The 17,765-nt window shown below is 44.3% G+C and carries 18 protein-coding genes and 1 pseudogene; 14 read left to right on the plus strand and 5 right to left on the minus strand.

The genetic code is table 11. The annotated features are described in order from the left end of the window. The 7 genes and pseudogenes from R7Z41_RS06420 to R7Z41_RS06450 form a co-directional block, all read left to right on the plus strand. Positions 1-514: pseudogene (locus R7Z41_RS06420) on the plus strand (electron transport complex subunit RsxC); the annotation flags it as partial. Then, positions 514-1,560, plus strand: coding sequence for an electron transport complex subunit RsxD (rsxD, locus tag R7Z41_RS06425; RefSeq protein WP_206970943.1), 1,047 nt, complete (start codon positions 514-516; stop codon positions 1,558-1,560). The pseudogene R7Z41_RS06420 and the gene rsxD, both read left to right, overlap by 1 nt. A gap of 7 nt (positions 1,561-1,567) precedes the next feature. After that, on the plus strand, positions 1,568-2,200 hold the full coding sequence (gene rsxG / locus R7Z41_RS06430; protein WP_005380747.1) for an electron transport complex subunit RsxG: 633 nt from the start codon (positions 1,568-1,570) through the stop codon (positions 2,198-2,200). Next, positions 2,200-2,892 (plus strand): electron transport complex subunit E, encoded by a 693-nt coding sequence (locus R7Z41_RS06435; protein ID WP_225477536.1) that lies wholly within the window; start codon positions 2,200-2,202, stop codon positions 2,890-2,892. The genes rsxG and R7Z41_RS06435 overlap by 1 nt, the downstream gene beginning before the upstream one ends. A gap of 64 nt (positions 2,893-2,956) precedes the next feature. Then, positions 2,957-3,598, plus strand: coding sequence for an endonuclease III (nth, locus tag R7Z41_RS06440; RefSeq protein ID WP_005380743.1), 642 nt, complete (start codon positions 2,957-2,959; stop codon positions 3,596-3,598). Between the two features lie 32 nt (positions 3,599-3,630). Further along, the gene (gene gloA / locus R7Z41_RS06445) at positions 3,631-4,047 is read left to right on the plus strand and encodes a lactoylglutathione lyase (protein ID WP_005380739.1); all 417 of its coding nucleotides are present in this window, start codon (positions 3,631-3,633) and stop codon (positions 4,045-4,047) included. 150 nt (positions 4,048-4,197) lie between these two features. Further along, entirely contained in the window at positions 4,198-4,632 is a 435-nt protein-coding gene (locus tag R7Z41_RS06450; RefSeq protein ID WP_005384886.1) for a DUF2753 domain-containing protein, read from the plus strand. Between the two features lie 120 nt (positions 4,633-4,752). Here R7Z41_RS06450 and motY read toward each other — a convergent pair whose 3' ends face one another. Next, positions 4,753-5,634: a flagellar protein MotY gene (gene motY, locus R7Z41_RS06455; protein WP_005384887.1), complete on the minus strand. Its 882-nt coding sequence runs from the start codon at positions 5,632-5,634 to the stop codon at positions 4,753-4,755. Positions 5,635-5,975: 341 nt separating this feature from the next. On the opposite strand from motY, the gene rnt reads away from it, so the two are divergent. Both rnt and R7Z41_RS06465 read left to right on the plus strand, forming a co-directional pair. Next, on the plus strand, positions 5,976-6,620 hold the full coding sequence (gene rnt, locus R7Z41_RS06460) for a ribonuclease T (RefSeq protein WP_005384888.1): 645 nt from the start codon (positions 5,976-5,978) through the stop codon (positions 6,618-6,620). A gap of 28 nt (positions 6,621-6,648) precedes the next feature. Next, positions 6,649-7,974 carry a Na+/H+ antiporter family protein gene (locus R7Z41_RS06465; RefSeq protein WP_017821192.1) on the plus strand — a complete coding sequence of 442 codons (1,326 nt, stop codon included), beginning with the start codon at positions 6,649-6,651 and terminating at the stop codon, positions 7,972-7,974. A gap of 78 nt (positions 7,975-8,052) precedes the next feature. Here the strand turns inward: R7Z41_RS06465 and R7Z41_RS06470 are convergent, their stop codons facing one another. After that, complete coding sequence (locus tag R7Z41_RS06470) at positions 8,053-8,682, minus strand: DsbA family protein (protein ID WP_206970945.1); 630 nt, start codon at positions 8,680-8,682, stop codon at positions 8,053-8,055. A gap of 74 nt (positions 8,683-8,756) precedes the next feature. After that, complete coding sequence (locus tag R7Z41_RS06475; RefSeq protein WP_017635833.1) at positions 8,757-9,092, minus strand: Grx4 family monothiol glutaredoxin; 336 nt, start codon at positions 9,090-9,092, stop codon at positions 8,757-8,759. Between the two features lie 285 nt (positions 9,093-9,377). Between R7Z41_RS06475 and sodB the strand changes: the two genes are divergently transcribed. The 3 genes from sodB to R7Z41_RS06490 all read left to right on the plus strand — a co-directional run bounded on the left by sodB (position 9,378) and on the right by R7Z41_RS06490 (position 11,498). Then, positions 9,378-9,962: a superoxide dismutase [Fe] gene (gene sodB, locus R7Z41_RS06480; RefSeq protein ID WP_206970946.1), complete on the plus strand. Its 585-nt coding sequence runs from the start codon at positions 9,378-9,380 to the stop codon at positions 9,960-9,962. Positions 9,963-10,116: 154 nt separating this feature from the next. Then, a complete protein-coding gene (locus R7Z41_RS06485) occupies positions 10,117-10,620 on the plus strand; it encodes a VC2046/SO_2500 family protein (protein WP_206970947.1) in 504 nt (167 codons plus the stop codon). Between the two features lie 134 nt (positions 10,621-10,754). After that, entirely contained in the window at positions 10,755-11,498 is a 744-nt protein-coding gene (locus R7Z41_RS06490) for an SDR family oxidoreductase (protein WP_005380732.1), read from the plus strand. 143 nt (positions 11,499-11,641) lie between these two features. On the opposite strand, the gene adhE is transcribed toward R7Z41_RS06490, so the two are convergent. After that, positions 11,642-14,344, minus strand: a complete 2,703-nt coding sequence (adhE, locus tag R7Z41_RS06495; RefSeq protein ID WP_005380731.1) for a bifunctional acetaldehyde-CoA/alcohol dehydrogenase — start codon at positions 14,342-14,344, stop codon at positions 11,642-11,644. A gap of 650 nt (positions 14,345-14,994) precedes the next feature. Between adhE and R7Z41_RS06500 the strand changes: the two genes are divergently transcribed. Next, positions 14,995-15,633: a YchE family NAAT transporter gene (locus tag R7Z41_RS06500; protein WP_005380729.1), complete on the plus strand. Its 639-nt coding sequence runs from the start codon at positions 14,995-14,997 to the stop codon at positions 15,631-15,633. Positions 15,634-15,668: 35 nt separating this feature from the next. Then, entirely contained in the window at positions 15,669-16,532 is an 864-nt protein-coding gene (locus R7Z41_RS06505; RefSeq protein ID WP_005380728.1) for an ion transporter, read from the plus strand. Positions 16,533-16,588: 56 nt separating this feature from the next. Here the strand turns inward: R7Z41_RS06505 and asd are convergent, their stop codons facing one another. After that, the gene (asd, locus tag R7Z41_RS06510; RefSeq protein ID WP_005380727.1) at positions 16,589-17,704 is read right to left on the minus strand and encodes an aspartate-semialdehyde dehydrogenase; all 1,116 of its coding nucleotides are present in this window, start codon (positions 17,702-17,704) and stop codon (positions 16,589-16,591) included. Positions 17,705-17,765: the final 61 nt, after the last annotated feature.

Below are 17,765 nucleotides of genomic sequence, written 5' to 3' on the forward strand. Positions count from 1 at the left end.
CAAAGCGCGCAAAGCGAAGCAAGCAGACTCAACCGAAGCGGAAGAAGCTGACGCACCTGCCGAGCAAACCGACGATCTGAAAAAAGCCGCCGTGGCAGCTGCCATTGCACGTGCCAAAGCACGTAAAGCGAAGCAAGAAACGCAAACTGAGCCTGTTGAAGACGCAACTTCTGAAGAACCAGAAGTGGATCCGAAAAAAGCCGCGGTTGCCGCAGCAATTGCGCGCGCGAAGGCTCGTAAAGCGAAACAAGCAGACTCAACTGAAGCGGAAGAAGCTGAAGCACCTGCCGAGCAAACCGAAGATCCGAAAAAAGCCGCCGTGGCTGCTGCCATTGCACGTGCCAAAGCGCGTAAAGCTAAGCAAGAAACGCAAACTGAGCCTGTTGAAGAAGCAACTTCTGAAGAACCAGAAGTGGATCCGAAAAAAGCCGCGGTTGCCGCAGCAATTGCGCGCGCGAAGGCCCGCAAAGCGCAACAAGAAGCTAATAAAAATAATACTGAGGAGAACGAGTAGTGTCGTTTTTTATTGCCAGTTCACCGCATACCCACAGTCGTCGTAGTACGCCAGACTTAATGAAATGGGTGGCACTTTGCGCACTTCCAGGTTTAGTAGCTCAAACCTACTTCTTTGGCTGGGGAACGCTTATTCAGCTGATTTTTGCCATCGCAGTCGCTGTATCACTTGAAGCCTTAGTTATGGTCTTCCGTAAACGTTCGCCGATGCGAGCACTACGTGATAACAGTGCGATCGTTACCGCTTGGTTATTAGCCGTTGCTATTCCACCATGGTCTCCGTGGTGGATTATGGTGATCGGACTTATTTTCGCGATCGTAATTGCTAAACACCTATATGGTGGCCTTGGTCAAAACTTATTCAATCCTGCCATGGTCGCTTATGTGGTCTTGTTAATCTCATTCCCAGTGCAAATGACGAGTTGGAGTGCCCCGACGTCACTCATACCTGATCACGTAAATTTTGCAGATACACTCTCTTTAATTTTTACGGGCTATGATTACGACGGCTTATCACTTCAGCAAGTTCGCTCAGGTGTTGACGGTGTGACAATGGCGACACCACTTGATGCATTTAAGACTGGCATTCTTACAGGTGCCACTCCAAGCGAAGTAATGTCGCAGCCGATATTTGATGGCTTAGGTGGTATTGGTTGGCAATGGGTAAACCTTGCTTACCTTCTTGGCGGCATAGTCATGATCAAAAAGCGTATCATCCAATGGTATATTCCAGCAGGTTTCCTTGCGAGTCTGACTCTGTTTAGCCTAGTGTTCACGTTGCTGACGCCAGGGGGAACTGCGTCGCCAATTTTACACTTGTTATCTGGTGCAACCATGCTTGGCGCATTCTTTATTGCAACCGATCCCGTTTCGGCGTCTACCACCGTCAAAGGACGTTTAATCTTCGGTGCGCTTATTGGTGCTTTGGTTTTTATCATTCGCAGTTGGGGCGGTTTCCCAGATGGTGTTGCATTTGCAGTGTTGCTTGCAAATATGTGTGTGCCACTGATCGATTACTACACCAAACCTAGAACTTACGGTCACTGAGGTAAACATGTTAACCGCTATTAGAAAAAATGGTCTGACACTCGCGATATTTGCATGTGCAACAACCGGATTAGTCGCCCTTACTCAGTACCTAACAAAAGACCAAATCAAGGTACAAGAGCAAAAACAATTACTTTCTGTTTTGAATCAAGTCATTCCAGAAAACATGCATGACAACGCACTCACGCAAGCTTGTACAATGGTCACGTCTCCAGATCTGGGGACATTACGTGCGATGCCAGCCTACCTCGCCACGAAGAATGGTGAACCAACAGCAATCGCAATAGAATCTATCGCGCCAGATGGCTACAATGGTGAGATAAAAGTGATTACTGGGATTGATAATCAGGGCAATATTTTGGGGACACGCGTCCTAAACCACCAAGAAACCCCTGGTCTGGGCGATAAAATCGATCTTCGTGTCACCGACTGGATCCTGAGCTTTACAGGAAAACAAGTCACGGAAAACAATTGGAATTCGTGGAAAGTTCGTAAAGATGGCGGCGATTTCGATCAATTTACTGGTGCAACGATCACGCCAAGAGCCGTCGTAAAAGTGGTGCGAAATACCGTTAACTACGTAAACCAATCTCGTGAAGACATTCTTAGCCAGCCTTTGGGCTGTGAAGGAGAGCAGTAATGAGTGAAAATAAATTGCTGATGAAAAACGGTATGTGGAGCAATAACCCTGCTCTCGTACAGCTGCTGGGTCTGTGTCCACTACTAGCGGTTTCTTCCACGATAACCAATGCCTTAGGTCTTGGTATTGCAACCTTATTAGTGCTGGTCGGCTCCAACGTCACGGTTTCTCTTATTCGTAATTACGTACCAAAAGAGATCCGCATTCCTGTGTTCGTGATGATCATTGCCTCTCTCGTTACCTGTGTTCAGTTATTGATGAATGCCTATGCGTATGGTTTATACCTATCTCTTGGTATCTTTATTCCTCTGATTGTAACCAACTGCATCATTATTGGTCGAGCTGAAGCATATGCTTCAAAAAATGATGTTGCACCCGCTGCGCTAGATGGTTTGTGGATGGGCCTTGGTATGACGAGCGTCTTGGTTGTTTTAGGTGCCATGCGCGAATTAATTGGTAATGGCACACTATTCGACGGAGTAGACCTTCTCCTAGGAGACTGGGCTTCAGCTCTACGGATTCAAGTTTTCCAATTTGACAATAGCTTCCTGTTAGCGCTTCTCCCACCTGGTGCATTTATCGGTGTTGGGCTGTTGATAGCGCTCAAAAATGTCATAGATAATTCAATTCAGGCACGTCAACCAAAAGAAGAAAAACCAACCATAGAACGTGCTCGCGTCACTAACGCATAACAAGATAAGGCTCTGTCATAGGAGCCTTTTTCATAAACCGCAGAGACGGTATTGGAAGTCAGCAATGAACAAAATAAAAAGAATCGAAATTCTTGAGCGATTACGAGAAAACAATCCGAATCCTCAAACTGAGCTTAACTGGAGCTCCCCTTTTGAGCTGCTAATCGCTGTATTACTATCAGCTCAAGCAACCGATGTAAGCGTCAATAAAGCCACCGACAAGCTTTTCCCTGTAGCGAATACACCTCAAAGCATTCTTGATTTGGGAGTCGATGGCTTAAAAGAATACATAAAGACCATCGGTTTGTTTAACTCAAAGGCAGAAAACACAATCAAGACTTGTAAGATCTTGTTGGAAAAACACAATGGTGAAGTTCCTGAAGATCGTGCAGCGTTAGAAGCGCTGCCAGGCGTAGGTCGCAAGACCGCAAACGTCGTGCTCAACACCGCTTTTGGTTGGCCAACTATTGCCGTCGATACGCACATTTATCGCGTGTCGAATCGCACTAAATTTGCGATGGGAAAAACGGTTGATGATGTCGAGCAGAAGCTATTAAAAGTTGTGCCAAAAGAGTTCAAACTCGATGTGCACCACTGGCTCATTCTTCATGGTCGTTATACGTGCGTAGCAAGAAAGCCTCGCTGCGGTAGCTGCATTATCGAAGATTTGTGCGAATATAAAGAGAAAGTATACCCAGATAGCTAACGCTATTTGTAAATCAAAGCTAGGAGCAAAAAATGTCAAACGGTCGAATTCTCCACACTATGCTTCGCGTAGGTGATCTAGACAAATCCATCAAGTTTTACACTGAAGTTATGGGCATGCAGCTGCTTCGTACTAACGAAAATAAAGAGTACGAATACACGCTAGCGTTTCTTGGTTATGGTGACGAATCCCAAGGTGCAGTGATCGAACTGACTTACAACTGGGGTAAAACTGAGTATGACTTAGGTACCGCTTTTGGTCATATCGCCATTGGTGTTGATGATATCTACACAACTTGCGACGCTATCAAAGCGGCGGGCGGTAATGTGACGCGTGAGCCAGGTCCAGTAAAAGGCGGAAGCACGCACATTGCATTCGTAAAAGACCCAGATGGTTATATGATTGAGCTTATTCAAAACAAGCAAGCTTCAGCAGGTCTTGAAGGCTAAGCGGCACTTCTAATAATCACTTGTACTGCAAGTTGAACTCCGATTACAGGCAGGTCTGCGATCTGCCTGTCCTTTTATAAACAAAACTCTTTACTTGATAATAGTTATCGTTTAGATTTATCCGCAACTTCGATATGCGGGATTACGATAATGATCAGTGAATGGGAAAAACACACACTTCTAGCCGATACGGCACTTCAACTAGATGACCCTGTTCGCAGCATTCTTCATTACCAGCAAGCCCTAAGCCTGAGTGAAGATATCAGCGAATGTGTGGAAATTGAGGCGGACGAGCGATTATTAATTTCTGTGATTTCTTGTCATAACTTAGCTCAGTTCTGGCGTTGGGCCGGAGATACTGACTATGAACTCAAATACCTTCAACTGGCCTCTGAGAAAGTCTTAACACTTATCCCACAATGCCCAAATAAAGAGTGTGCAAGCTTTATCGACTCGATAGGATGCTGTACTAAGGCGTTGATAGACTTTATGAAGCGTCACCCTAATCCAGCTATTGCCAAACAGGTTGAAAAAATAGATACCGCAACCAATTGCGAAGTCATTGCCAAATTCCGCTTAAACTAACATTCAAATTATACAGCAGGAATCACCGAAAGGTGCTTGGCAAAATACCACTAAAATATTATTAACAACGTCAGTAAATCAAAAACGCCGAAGCTTTCAGCTTCGGCGTTTTTATAAGCATCACACTTGGGTTCGCCCTAGAGATATCACGACTCGGCGGTTTTTGTCTTTTCCTATTGGCGAACCGTTATCTGCAATAGGACGACGCTTGCCGTACCCTTGCACTTGAATTCGATCTTCCGGTAGCCCTAGAGACTGAAAATAGTCACGAAGTGACTCTGCACGTCGCTCTGATAAACTTTGACTCGCACTTTTACCATCGGTTGAATCTGTGTACGTCGCCACCAGCACGAGATCGATATCTTGATTATGTCGGATATAATCTGCAATTTGTGATAAACGCTTTTTAGAAGCCTTGGTTAACTGATCACCTTGTCTTTCGTAGTGCAAAATCGTAAAAGCAATGTCCTCAAAACTATATTTCAATAAGTTGGAAATACAGTCGCTAAACGCGTTGTACTTGTTTTGAAATAGTACTGATGACAATGCGACTTCAATTCTCTGATCTCGGCTCTGCCAATCTTGGTAACTAAAAGTCGGATAACGGCCTTTTTCCAGCTCAGACAAAATGCCCCATGCTGTTTGCCCTCCGACATAACCATCAAACTGTTTAAAAAACTTTAGGTTTGTAATTCGATCGGCGTGTTCACCTGGCCGCCAAGGTGGCGGCATAGAAATGAGACTGACGTTACGTGTTTCTCCCATCGGACGACGCATTTTTAACTCAAAGTCTAAATTGATTTTTTTATTTGCACGAGATGAAAATACCGCATCTCCAAAGCTTGGAATGGGGTGTACAAGCTGACATTCTAATGGTGTATTGACCACCATTTCCCATTGAGATTGCTGTGGAGTTGCAGCATAACGTTTGCCCATCAAAGCGAAGCTGCTTGTGCTAAACAACGAAAATACAACACCACTGGTAATCAGCCATTTCTTCATCTAATACTGTCTCTTAAACGGCAGTCTGTTGCCGTCAAATTGCATCAATAAAACCACTTCAACCGGCATGCAAAAATCTCGCCAATATCGGAATATCTGTCACACTGCCATTAATGTGAGCCATAGTGTTCCAATCACCTTAACCGCCACTTAGCGTTTTACTTCCTCATGTTTTATCGGTTTACATGATGCAAAGTATGGCGAATAAACGTCTACATAATATGCAATACAAACTTATTGATTGGATGCAAAATAGAATTCCGGTTTTCTCTTAAATTGCGGTTTTTCTCATCGGTATAATCTGCAATAATGCAGCCTTCGTCACACAAAAATAAGCCAACATGACACTAGAAAATGAAGCTCTAACCTTGAAAAAACGCTTTCGTGGTTATTTCCCTGTGGTAGTAGACGTTGAGACCGCTGGTTTCAATGCTCAAACTGATGCACTTTTAGAAATCTGTGCCGTTACGTTGAAAATGGACGAACATGGCGTGTTGCATCCGGCCTCCACCATTCATTTTCATGTGGAACCATTTGAAGGCGCTAACTTAGAAAAAGAAGCGCTTGAATTCAATGGTATTCGTGACCCTTTCAGCCCTCTTCGTGGTGCTGTTTCTGAGCAAGAGGCGCTAAAGGAAATTTATAAGCTTATTCGCAAAGAACAAAAAGCCGCAGATTGCTCACGTGCAATTATGGTTGCTCATAACGCAGCATTCGACTTGGGTTTTGTAAATGCAGCAAATGAACGCTGTAAACTAAAAAGAGTCCCTTTTCATCCCTTTGCTACTTTTGATACGGCTACATTAAGTGGCCTTGCTTATGGCCAAACAGTTCTCGCTAAAGCATGCAAAACAGCCGGGATGGAATTTGATAACCGTGAAGCACACTCTGCGCTTTACGATACACAAAAAACAGCAGAATTATTCTGCGGTATTGTCAACAAATGGAAGGCCCTCGGCGGTTGGCCGCTTGTCGACGAAGAATAATAAGTAAACACAACATATTAGGAAAAGTATGAATCCTGTCGTTATATCAGTGTGCGTCATGCTCGTGTTAGCATTGATGCGCGTAAACGTGGTGGTTGCCCTCACGTTTAGTGCCATCGTAGGCGGCCTAGTCGCAGGCATGAGCCTTGGGGATACGGTTGCCGCATTTGAAAGTGGTCTAGGTGGCGGTGCAACTATCGCGCTAAGCTACGCCATGTTAGGTACTTTCGCTGTTGCCATCTCGAAATCAGGCATCACGGATCTACTGGCCAAAAGTGTTATCAAGCGCTTAAATGGCAAAGAAAACTCCGCTTCCACTACTGGCTTAAAGTACGCCGTGTTGGTGGCATTAGTGCTTGTTACGATGTCGTCTCAGAACGTAATTCCGGTCCATATCGCCTTTATTCCAATTTTGATTCCACCTCTTTTGGGCGTATTTGCGAAACTTAAACTCGACCGACGTTTGGTCGCGTGTGTTCTTACCTTCGGTTTGATCACACCTTACATGATCTTACCTGTTGGTTTCGGCGGTATTTTCTTAAACAACATTCTATTAAAGAACCTACATGACAACGGTTTGGAAAACGTGGTTGCAAGCCAAGTCCCAACCGCCATGTTACTGCCAGGTGCAGGGATGCTGTTTGGTCTATTACTGGCTATCTTTGTTAGCTATCGTAAACCGCGTGTCTACAAAGAAACTGAGTTGACTGTCGTTGACGAAACCGATCATGTCATCAATAAAAAGCACATCTTAGTTGCGGCACTTGGTATTGTCGCTGCATTGGGTGTTCAGCTTTACACGGGTTCAATGATTATCGGTGCTCTAGCTGGCTTTATGGTGTTTACTTTCGGCGGCGTTATTGCATGGAAAGAGACGCACGACGTGTTCACTAAAGGTGTACACATGATGGCAATGATTGGCTTCATCATGATTGCAGCGGCAGGTTTTGCAGCAGTAATGAAGCAAACTGGCGGTGTTGAAACACTAGTACAATCGCTATCAACCAGCATCGGTGACAATAAGCCTCTAGCTGCACTACTGATGCTGATCGTTGGTCTATTAGTAACAATGGGCATTGGTTCATCGTTCTCTACGATTCCAATCCTTGCAACTATCTATGTGCCTCTTGCGCTAGCATTCGGCTTCTCGCCGATGGCAACGATTGCACTGGTAGGTACTGCGGCTGCGTTAGGTGATGCAGGCTCTCCAGCTTCTGACTCTACATTAGGCCCTACATCTGGTCTAAATGCCGACGGTCAACATGAGCACATTTGGGAAACAGTCGTTCCAACCTTTATCCATTACAATATCCCTCTAATCATCTTTGGTTGGATTGCAGCAATGGTGCTTTAATACTATCGTTTGGATGGATATACATTTAGTTACGAAAAAGCCGCTCAATGAGCGGCTTTTTGTTATTCATAACTGTGGTTATTGCGCTGGCATATTGTCAATAATACGCTCACGAATCAGCTTCAAGGTTGGTTCTGTCGACAGGTAATCGATGGCAATCGGAAAATAAGCGTCGTTAATTTTAAGAACCAAGCTAGGGTAAGAGTTCACACCTAGGCTCTTTGCAAGGCTCAATTGATCTTCGAACACACCCTCTAAGAAAGAGCCATCCATGTCATTCTTGAATTGCTGAACATTCAAGCCAATTTCTCTCGCTAGTTGCAAGTGAGTGGCTTCTTCATGAGGAGGCATCGCACGTAAGTAATACGCATGCTGAATCGCTTCTAGCATCTGCTCATAAGAGTCTTGAAAGCCCGCTGCAATAACCGCACGACAAGATTGGTAAGTGCTTCTAACTGGCGTACAAAGCTTCCAGAAATCGTAGTTAAACTTAGTGCCTAACTGGCGCTCAATCTGCTTCCAAATACCTTCGATTTTTTGTTGCATCTCGGGCGGCATCGGTAAATTAGTATCTGGCGCAAGACCACCAACCACATACTCAAATTGAATCACACCTGGCAGTTGCTGTTTTAGTTTATCCAGCGTTGGTTTGTAACCCCAACACCAACTGCACATTGGGTCATGCACGTAGTAAAGCTTTATGTTCATTCCACTAACCTAAAAAGAAAAAGGAGCCAGTACGGCTCCTTCGTATTCTATCGCTAAATGTGAGTATTTACGAATTACTCAGCTTGATCTTCAGCGCGCGCTGCTGCTTCTTTGATTAGAGGCTGCAGTTCACCTTTTTGGAACATTTCTAGAATAATGTCACAACCGCCGATAAGCTCACCTTCAACCCATAATTGAGGGAAAGTTGGCCATTGCGCGTACTTTGGTAACTCAGCACGGATATCTGGGTTTTGCAGAATGTCTACGTAAGCGAACTTCTCACCACATGCCATTAGTGCCTGTGACGCTTGAGAAGAGAAACCACAGCTAGGTAGTTTCGGTGATCCTTTCATGTACAGCAGGATTGAGTTTTCAGAGATCTGCTGTTTGATTTTGTCGATAGTTTCCATCGCTTCCTCATTCATGGGTTTGAACTTTATTTATTTGCCACATTCTACTCAATAACGACAGAATAAAAACCATATAATTAATAAGGCTTAATTTTAGGTTGCTCATTGGCGAGCAATGCAGCACTTCACCACTGCTAACCTCTTAAAATATTTTCATATCGGGGTTTTAATAAAGTAAAAACTTGCTAAAATACTTAGCAAGTCAGCCTTAAAGGCGACATAGCTATAAAAAAACACTGGAAGCAATCGAAAGGTCATCCTTTCAAATCAATGGAGAATCGAGTAATGGCATTTGAACTACCAGCTCTTCCTTACGCGAAAGACGCACTAGAACCACACATCTCAGCAGAGACTCTAGACTACCACCACGGTAAGCACCACAACACTTACGTTGTTAAGCTTAACGGTCTTATCCCTGGTACTGAGTTCGAAGGCAAAACTCTAGAAGAGATCATCAAGACTTCTACTGGTGGCATATTCAACAACGCAGCGCAAATCTGGAACCACACGTTCTACTGGCACTGTCTTGCTCCAAATGCGGGCGGCGAGCCAACTGGCGCAGTTGCAGACGCAATCAACGCAGCATTCGGTTCTTTTGAAGAATTCAAAGCGAAGTTTACTGATTCAGCAATCAACAACTTCGGTTCTTCATGGACTTGGCTTGTTAAGAAAGCTGATGGCTCTCTAGAGATCGTTAACACTTCTAACGCTGCTACTCCTCTAACAGAAGAAGGTACAACACCACTTCTAACTGTTGACCTATGGGAACACGCGTACTACATCGATTACCGCAACGTACGTCCTGATTACATGAACGGCTTCTGGGCTCTAGTAAACTGGGACTTCGTAGCTGAGAACCTAGCGAAGTAATATACTTCCCCCTAAGTTCAATTTAGTCTTATTCAAAAGCTCGCTATTTAGCGGGCTTTTTTGTTTCGCCTTCCCTAGCACCTTTAAATAATTCCCTCTTTTACTAAAGTTCTTCTTATCCACGCCGTTAAAAGAGCATCGAGCGAGGAACATCATGCAAATTCATACGTTAGACAAAGCTGCAATTATCAACGAACTTCAGTTCGGTAATGGTATTAACCATGCCGTACACGAAGGTCGTCGTGCGGATTTCTCGCTGATTCTGTCTATGTTCTCTAATGATGTTCGCGATGTGGTCCCAGTTGAAGAGGTCCAGGAAGTCATCACCAGTGACAGTATTCTTCGCCAACAATTGGGTTTATCGCAACCTCAAGCTCTTCGTTCTGATAGCAGCAGCTATGAACTCGCAGCTGAACAAGCGAAACAGTTTCACGATGCAGGATTGCCTTCCGCAAAGCTGAGCCATTACCTAAAACCAGATGCGCTGACTTACCTGCCTGAAGACACATTCAACCTACCAGAGGAGGTTTATCACAACCTATCTGGTCATGAGCGACGCAGATTGGGCGAACGCAACAAACAACTGATCCCAGATGCTAGGCTATATAATCAGCTAGTGACGGCTCAACGTCAGCATCAAATTCAAGCTAAAGCATAGAGATCCGCTTTTTATCCAATAGCTTGCAATACCTACACGTCAGAAATGTGACATCTTACAAATTACCGCACAATAGTCCTCACTCGAAAGCGTTAGTTTGAAGCCTTTCACACTGAACCCAACGAATTTCAACCATGCTATTAGCACAAACCACTGGTGTATTGTTTTTCACATATGGATACAGTGAAGGTGCTATGGATATCAAAGAATCAATTATTCTCGTCACGTCTGCAGGCTCGGTTATAGGAAGAACCTGCGCAAATCACTTTGCTCACCTTGGAGCAACGTTGATTCTTTGTGACCAAAATTCTAGCGCTTTGAGAGCGAGCTATGAGCAAATCAGCGCTTTCACTGACAAAGTGTATGCGATGAATGTGTGTAGTGATAACACAACGTCCATTAACTTATTGTTTGACCAGATAGAATCACAGCTACGTGCGACACCAGATGTGATTGTTAATTGCTGGACCAGCTCTCCTATGCCTGGTTTAATGGCGCCAGAACCAATGAGTACTTACATTGATCACTTGTCGTCTGCGGCACGCTTCCTTTATACCTACGGCCAAGTAGGAGCAGAGCGCTTTCGAGCCAGAAACAAGAAAGGCGTCATTGTTAACGTCATTTCTCATGACAACCATGAAGACTTTACGGGAGTTGAAAGCATGGCGGCGTTGGTGTCAGGTTTTACTCACAGCTGGGCAAAAGAACTCACACCATTCAACATTCGAGTGGGCGGCGTTATTCCCTCGGTAAATCATACAAAAGAAGAGCTCAACGAGAGGCACTGGGCTGAGATCCAAGACGAACTAGTCCGCAACACAGCATACATCGTCGCGAATGAATACTTCAGTGGCCGAGTAGTTGCGACCGAAGTGTAAGCATACACAGCAACTCTGTTTTCCCAAGCCAGATGTAACTCCTGCACCAAAATAAAAAAAGCCCCTGTCATTTGACTGGGGCTTTAACCTTTTCCCGATTAAGGTTCCGTGCTAGCGAAAACCTTGCTCACTCGATTTTTTAATTACGCGTCAGCTTTTTCTTTCTTTGCTTTAGGTGCTGCTTTTGCTGCTTCTTGGTCTGCTTTCTTCTTGATAACAGTTGTACCTTCGAAAGTTTCGCCTTCAACAAATGCTTTACCGTAGTAAGAAGCCATCAACACATCTTTAAGTTCGCTGATTAGAGGGTAACGTGGGTTCGCACCAGTACATTGGTCATCGAACGCTTCTACCGCTAGCTCATCCAGTTTCGCTACGAAATCTGATTCAGCAACACCTGCCGCTTGGATAGACATTGGGATGTCTAGGTTAACTTTTAGTTCATCCAACCATGCTAGTAGACGTTCAATCTTCTGAGCAGTACGGTCACCTTCTTGGCTTAGGCCTAGGTGGTCAGCAACTTCAGCGTAACGACGACGTGCTTGTGGACGGTCGTATTGAGAGAACGCAGTTTGTTTAGTTGGATTGTCGTTCGCGTTGTAACGTACCACGTTAGAGATAAGTAGTGCGTTAGCTAGGCCGTGTGGCAAGTGGAACTCAGCACCCAGTTTGTGAGCCATTGAGTGACAAACACCTAGGAATGCGTTCGCAAATGCAACACCAGCGATAGTAGCTGCGTTGTGTACTTTCTCACGAGCGATTGGGTCATTTGCACCGTTCGCATAGCTTGATGGTAGGTACTCTTTTAGCATCTTAAGTGCTTGAAGAGCTTGGCCATCTGAGTATTCGTTAGCAAGAACTGATACGTAAGCTTCTAGAGCGTGAGTTACTGCATCGTAACCACCAAATGCTGTTAGAGACTTAGGCATGTTCATTACTAGGTTCGCATCAACGATTGCCATGTTTGGCGTGATTTCGTAGTCAGCTAGTGGGTATTTCGCACCAGTCTTGTCGTCAGTAACAACCGCGAATGGAGTAACTTCTGAGCCAGTACCTGAAGTTGTAGTGATACATACAAGCTCAGCTTTTTTACCCATTTTAGGGAACTTGTAGATACGTTTACGGATGTCCATAAAGCGCATTGCTAGTTCTTCAAAGTGAGTTTCTGGGTGTTCGTACATTACCCACATGATTTTCGCTGCATCCATTGGTGAACCACCGCCTAGCGCTAGGATAACGTCAGGTTGGTAGCTAGCCATTTGAGCCGCACCTTTTTCTACTACAGACAGTGTTGGGTCAGCTTCAACATCGAAGAATGTTTGAACTTCCATGCCTTGAGCTTTTAGTAGGCTTACTACGTCATCTGCGTAACCGTTGTTGAATAGGAAACGGTCAGTTACTAGGAATGCACGTTTCTTACCTTCTAGGTCGCCCAGCGCGATTGGGAGGCTACCACGACGGAAGTAGATTGACTTAGGTAGTTTATGCCACAACATGTTTTCAGCTCGCTTCGCTACAGTTTTCTTGTTGATTAGGTGTTTAGGACCTACGTTCTCAGAGATAGAGTTACCACCCCAAGAACCACAACCTAGCGTTAGAGATGGCGCAACGTTGAAGTTGTACAAGTCACCGATACCACCGTGAGTAGTCGGGATGTTGATTAGGATACGAGCTGTCTTCATCTTGTCACCGAAGTAACGGATACGATCAGCGTTAGTATCTTGGTTAGTGTAAAGACCAGATGTGTGGCCGATACCACCAATCTCAACCATAGTTACCGCTTGAGCAACCGCGTCTTCGAAGTTGTCAGCACGGAATAGACCTAGAGTTGGAGATAGTTTCTCGTGAGCGAATGCGTCATCGTGAGATACTTTACCCAGACCTTCACCAACAAGAACTTTAGTGTCTGCTGGAACTTTAACGCCTGCCATTTCAGCGATTGCTGCTGCTGGCTGACCTACGATTTTCGCGTTTAGCGCACCATCGATAAGAAGCACTTTACGAACTTTATCAGCTTCTGCTTTGCTTAGGACATAAGCTTTGTGAGAAGCAAAGCGCTCTTTCACTTCGTCGTATACTTCATCAACTACGATTGCAGCTTGCTCAGAAGCACATACTACACCGTTGTCGAAAGTCTTAGACATAAGGATAGAAGCAACAGCACGTTTGATGTCTGCTGTTTCATCGATAACAACAGGAACGTTACCTGCACCTACACCGATTGCTGGCTTACCAGAAGAGTAAGCGGCTTTAACCATGCCTGGACCACCAGTTGCAAGGATAAGCGCGATGTCATCGTGTTTCATTAGAGCGTTTGAAAGCTCAACAGAAGGCTGGTCGATCCAACCGATGATGTCTTTTGGTGCGCCTGCTGCTACTGCTGCATCTAGAACGAGTTTAGCTGCATCGTTAGTTGAGTTTTTCGCACGTGGGTGTGGTGAGAAGATGATACCGTTACGTGTCTTCAAAGAGATTAGAGATTTGAAGATCGCTGTAGAAGTTGGGTTAGTCGTTGGTACGATACCGCAGATGATGCCTACAGGCTCAGCGATAGTCATAGTACCTAGATTGTCATCCTCTTCTAAGATGCCACACGTTTGTTCGTCTTTGTATTTGTTGTAGATAAACTCAGAAGCGAAGTGGTTCTTGATTACTTTATCTTCAACAATACCCATACCAGATTCTTCTACCGCTTGTTGAGCTAGCGGGATACGGGCCTGGTTAGCTGCAAGCGATGCTGCACGAAAGATTTTATCTACTTGCTCTTGAGAGTAAGTAGCGAACTCTTCTTGCGCTTTCTTAACGCGAGCAACCATTGCATCTAGTTCAGCCATATTAGTTACAGGCATAGGGAATCTCCTAAAATTAACAAATATTAAAAACTTTTTACTAAGGCTATTACTTATCGTTTTTACTGTTTATCAGTCACTTAGAAAACAAACGTCTTAGTAAATTGCTTTCAGGACTGAGTATAATATTTCAGAGTGTGAAAAAAATTGACTTGGATCAGTTCTCACCACCTAAATACTACCAAAGTGGTGCCTCATCACACCAAAATGACATAAATCACTGATAAACAAATAAATTAACTTTCATTTTTTATTGAGCAAAAAAGAAGCAAATGGACAAATAAATAAAAGAAACTACAACAATCTGTAAAAAAGTTTCATTTTTGACCAACAAAATTACATGTAGGCCCAATTCTTTGTGCTACTGAGAGTATATCGAACCGAATACATCTCTCTACAAACCACCTTGGTTTTTATCAAAAATGTGCGAATGTTAACGTTTATATAAAACAGTGCAATTTATCAGCAACTTTATACGTAACATTTCCTTTCCAGATTAGATACAGTTTCTTAAAGAATTAGTTTTTCTCACTTAAATGGCAGGGAATGCGTTAGTTTTTTTCATTTCTTACAACCTAACTTTTGCCTTACATTACGCCCAAATTACCCCTTCTCCTTTTCACTAATGTGAACTTTGATGAGTACGCAACATGCAAACTTTTGAACTTGCTATCTTCTTGCAGTTTTTTCTCGGTTTGGTCGCCGCAGTAAACCCTGTTGGTATCATGCCTGTGTTTGTGTCACTAACCGGGCATATGACACCAGACGAAAAGCGCAATACGGCAACAACAGCAAATGTGGCTGTTGCGATCATCCTGATCATTTCGCTTTTTGCTGGTCAGTTACTGTTAGACATGTTCAGTATTTCTCTGGATTCGTTTCGTGTCGCTGGCGGGTTGCTATTACTTAGCATCGCATTCTCGATGATGAGCGGTAAACTGGGGGAAGATAAGCAGAACAAACAAGAGAAAACGGAATACGTCAGTCGTGAACAGATTGGTGTGGTCCCTCTTGCAATGCCTTTAATGGCAGGTCCTGGTGCAATCAGTTCGACTATTGTTTATGGTGCACGCTACCCAAGCATGTTCGATACCGTGGGCATTAGTATTACGATTGGTTTGTTCTGCCTTTGTTCATGGCTATTGTTCCGCTCTGCCCCATTGATCGTACGATTTTTAGGTCAAACTGGAATCAACGTCATTACTCGTATCATGGGTTTGATATTGGGCGCGCTTGGCATAGAGTTTATTGCGAATGGCTTACGCAACTTATTTCCAGGATTAGCCTGAGTTTCTATAAAATTGTATGATAGAGCGATTCAACAATGGATCGCTTTGTCATGACGACTGACTCTCTTAAACATACTCTATATGTCACCATTTTTGGTACTCATACCAAAGCTGGTAAAACGTTCGATATTGCTCTCATTATCGCGATCATCAGCTCGTTAATCGTACTGGTGTTAGATTCGATACCCTCCGTTCGGGCCGAGTGGGAAAAAGAGCTGAAGTTTATTGAATACACATTTACTGGCCTATTCACGATTGAATACCTTCTAAGGCTTTATTGCTCTCCTAAACCTGCCGCCTACGCAAAGAGTTTTTATGGTGTCGTCGATTTACTTGCGATTTTGCCCACTTATTTAGCACTCTTCTTCCCATCCGCTTCGTTTATGGGTGTGATCAGGGCGCTGCGAGTGATGCGAATATTCCGCATACTCAAGTTAGTCCGATACCTCCAAGAGTCCAATATCCTCTTACGTTCACTGCTTATGGCGCGCAGAAAGATTTTTATCTTCTTTAGTTCCGTCGCCATTATGGTAACGATTTTCGGCTCGTTGATTTTTATCATTGAAGGACCTGAAAACGGATTTACTAGCATTCCTAAGAGTATTTATTGGGCGATCGTGACCATCACAACGGTTGGGTATGGTGACTTGGTCCCTCAAACAGACCTAGGTAAAGGGCTTGCATCACTCACCATGTTACTGGGTTATTCCATTTTGGCGGTACCTACAGGTATTTTCACTGCCGAACTGCACCAAGAGATGCAATCGCACAAAGTATTGGTGAAATGCCCAAACTGCTCCCACGCAGGGCACGACTCTGACGCAATTTACTGTAAACATTGTGGTAGTGAACTAGCCGATCCAGACAAAAGAGTCGTTCGAACGGAAGACGACGCATGAAAAAAGAGCTCCCTAAGGAGCTCTTCTATTTTGTCATCAAATAAAGGATGATGTGATTATGCTTTCTCAGACAGAATAATTCGCAGAGTACGACGCAACGGCTCCGCAGCACCCCAAAGCAGTTGGTCACCAACAGTGAAAGCATTTAGGAAATCATCACCCATTGCCATCTTACGTAGACGACCCACTGGTACAGACATTGTGCCCGTAACTTTTGCCGGTGTTAGCTCTTGAGCAGTGATGTCACGGTCGTTAGGAATCACTTTCACCCAATCGTTATGAGTGGCGATGATTTCTTCGATTTCGTCCATTGGTACATTTTGTTTAAGCTTGATAGTAAGTGCTTGAGAGTGACAACGCATCGCGCCAATACGCACACAAGTACCGTCAATTGGAACAGGTGAACTTTGAGAACCCAAAATTTTATTCGCCTCAGCGCCCGCTTTCCACTCTTCTTTACTCTGACCATTATCGCGCTTCACATCGATCCATGGGATCAACGAACCAGCTAGTGGCACACCGAATTTATCGGTAGGGAAAGAGCCGCTGCGCATTGTATCCGCGACTTTCTTATCGATATCTAGGATAGAGCTTGATGGGTTTGCAAGTTCAGAGCTAACAGAGTCATTGATAACGCCCATTTGCGAGATCAATTCACGCATATTTTGCGCACCAGCACCAGATGCGGCTTGGTAAGTCATTGCGCTTGTCCACTCAACAAGGCCTTTCTCAAATAGACCACCTAGCCCCATTAGCATTAAACTAACCGTACAGTTACCACCGACAAATGTGTTCGTGCCACCGTGGATGCCTTGTTGGATTTGCTTTAAGTTCACTGGATCAAGTGTGATGATCGAATCTTCAGCCATACGTAGCGTAGAGGCCGCGTCAATCCAGTAGCCTTTCCAACCAGCCTGACGAAGTGCAGGGAAAACTTTTTCTGTGTAGCTACCACCTTGACAGGTGATTACCGCATCAAGCTGTTTTAAGCTTTCAATATCATATGCGTCTTGCAGTAAGCCTGCGTCTTTTCCTAAGTTAGGAGCAGGAATACCAACTTGAGAAGTACTGTAGAATACTGGTTCGATTAGGTCGAAGTCTTTCTCTTCAACCATACGCTGCATAAGGACTGAACCAACCATACCGCGCCAACCAACTAAACCAACTCTCATCGTATTAACTCTCCATGTATTAAAAAACCTACCCCATAGTTAATTTTTCACAGCAAAATCT

This window comes from Vibrio sp. 1457, from assembly GCF_033340195.1.
Classification (GTDB): Bacteria; Pseudomonadota; Gammaproteobacteria; order Enterobacterales; family Vibrionaceae; genus Vibrio; species Vibrio alginolyticus.

What these genes read in the sequence shown, in the direction of transcription:
- motY (WP_005384887.1), bottom strand. Translation starts at nt 5,634, where the DNA reads ATGAAGAAATGGCTGATTACCAGTGGTGTTGTATTTTCGTTGTTTAGC.
- nth (WP_005380743.1), top strand. Translation starts at nt 2,957, where the DNA reads ATGAACAAAATAAAAAGAATCGAAATTCTTGAGCGATTACGAGAAAAC.
- gloA (WP_005380739.1), top strand. Translation starts at nt 3,631, where the DNA reads ATGTCAAACGGTCGAATTCTCCACACTATGCTTCGCGTAGGTGATCTA.
- adhE (WP_005380731.1), bottom strand. Translation starts at nt 14,344, where the DNA reads ATGCCTGTAACTAATATGGCTGAACTAGATGCAATGGTTGCTCGCGTT.
- R7Z41_RS06450 (WP_005384886.1), top strand. Translation starts at nt 4,198, where the DNA reads ATGATCAGTGAATGGGAAAAACACACACTTCTAGCCGATACGGCACTT.
- sodB (WP_206970946.1), top strand. Translation starts at nt 9,378, where the DNA reads ATGGCATTTGAACTACCAGCTCTTCCTTACGCGAAAGACGCACTAGAA.
- R7Z41_RS06465 (WP_017821192.1), top strand. Translation starts at nt 6,649, where the DNA reads ATGAATCCTGTCGTTATATCAGTGTGCGTCATGCTCGTGTTAGCATTG.
- rnt (WP_005384888.1), top strand. Translation starts at nt 5,976, where the DNA reads ATGACACTAGAAAATGAAGCTCTAACCTTGAAAAAACGCTTTCGTGGT.
- R7Z41_RS06435 (WP_225477536.1), top strand. Translation starts at nt 2,200, where the DNA reads ATGAGTGAAAATAAATTGCTGATGAAAAACGGTATGTGGAGCAATAAC.
- R7Z41_RS06470 (WP_206970945.1), bottom strand. Translation starts at nt 8,682, where the DNA reads ATGAACATAAAGCTTTACTACGTGCATGACCCAATGTGCAGTTGGTGT.
- R7Z41_RS06475 (WP_017635833.1), bottom strand. Translation starts at nt 9,092, where the DNA reads ATGGAAACTATCGACAAAATCAAACAGCAGATCTCTGAAAACTCAATC.
- R7Z41_RS06500 (WP_005380729.1), top strand. Translation starts at nt 14,995, where the DNA reads ATGCAAACTTTTGAACTTGCTATCTTCTTGCAGTTTTTTCTCGGTTTG.
- R7Z41_RS06485 (WP_206970947.1), top strand. Translation starts at nt 10,117, where the DNA reads ATGCAAATTCATACGTTAGACAAAGCTGCAATTATCAACGAACTTCAG.
- asd (WP_005380727.1), bottom strand. Translation starts at nt 17,704, where the DNA reads ATGAGAGTTGGTTTAGTTGGTTGGCGCGGTATGGTTGGTTCAGTCCTT.
- R7Z41_RS06505 (WP_005380728.1), top strand. Translation starts at nt 15,669, where the DNA reads ATGGATCGCTTTGTCATGACGACTGACTCTCTTAAACATACTCTATAT.
- rsxG (WP_005380747.1), top strand. Translation starts at nt 1,568, where the DNA reads ATGTTAACCGCTATTAGAAAAAATGGTCTGACACTCGCGATATTTGCA.
- R7Z41_RS06490 (WP_005380732.1), top strand. Translation starts at nt 10,755, where the DNA reads ATGCTATTAGCACAAACCACTGGTGTATTGTTTTTCACATATGGATAC.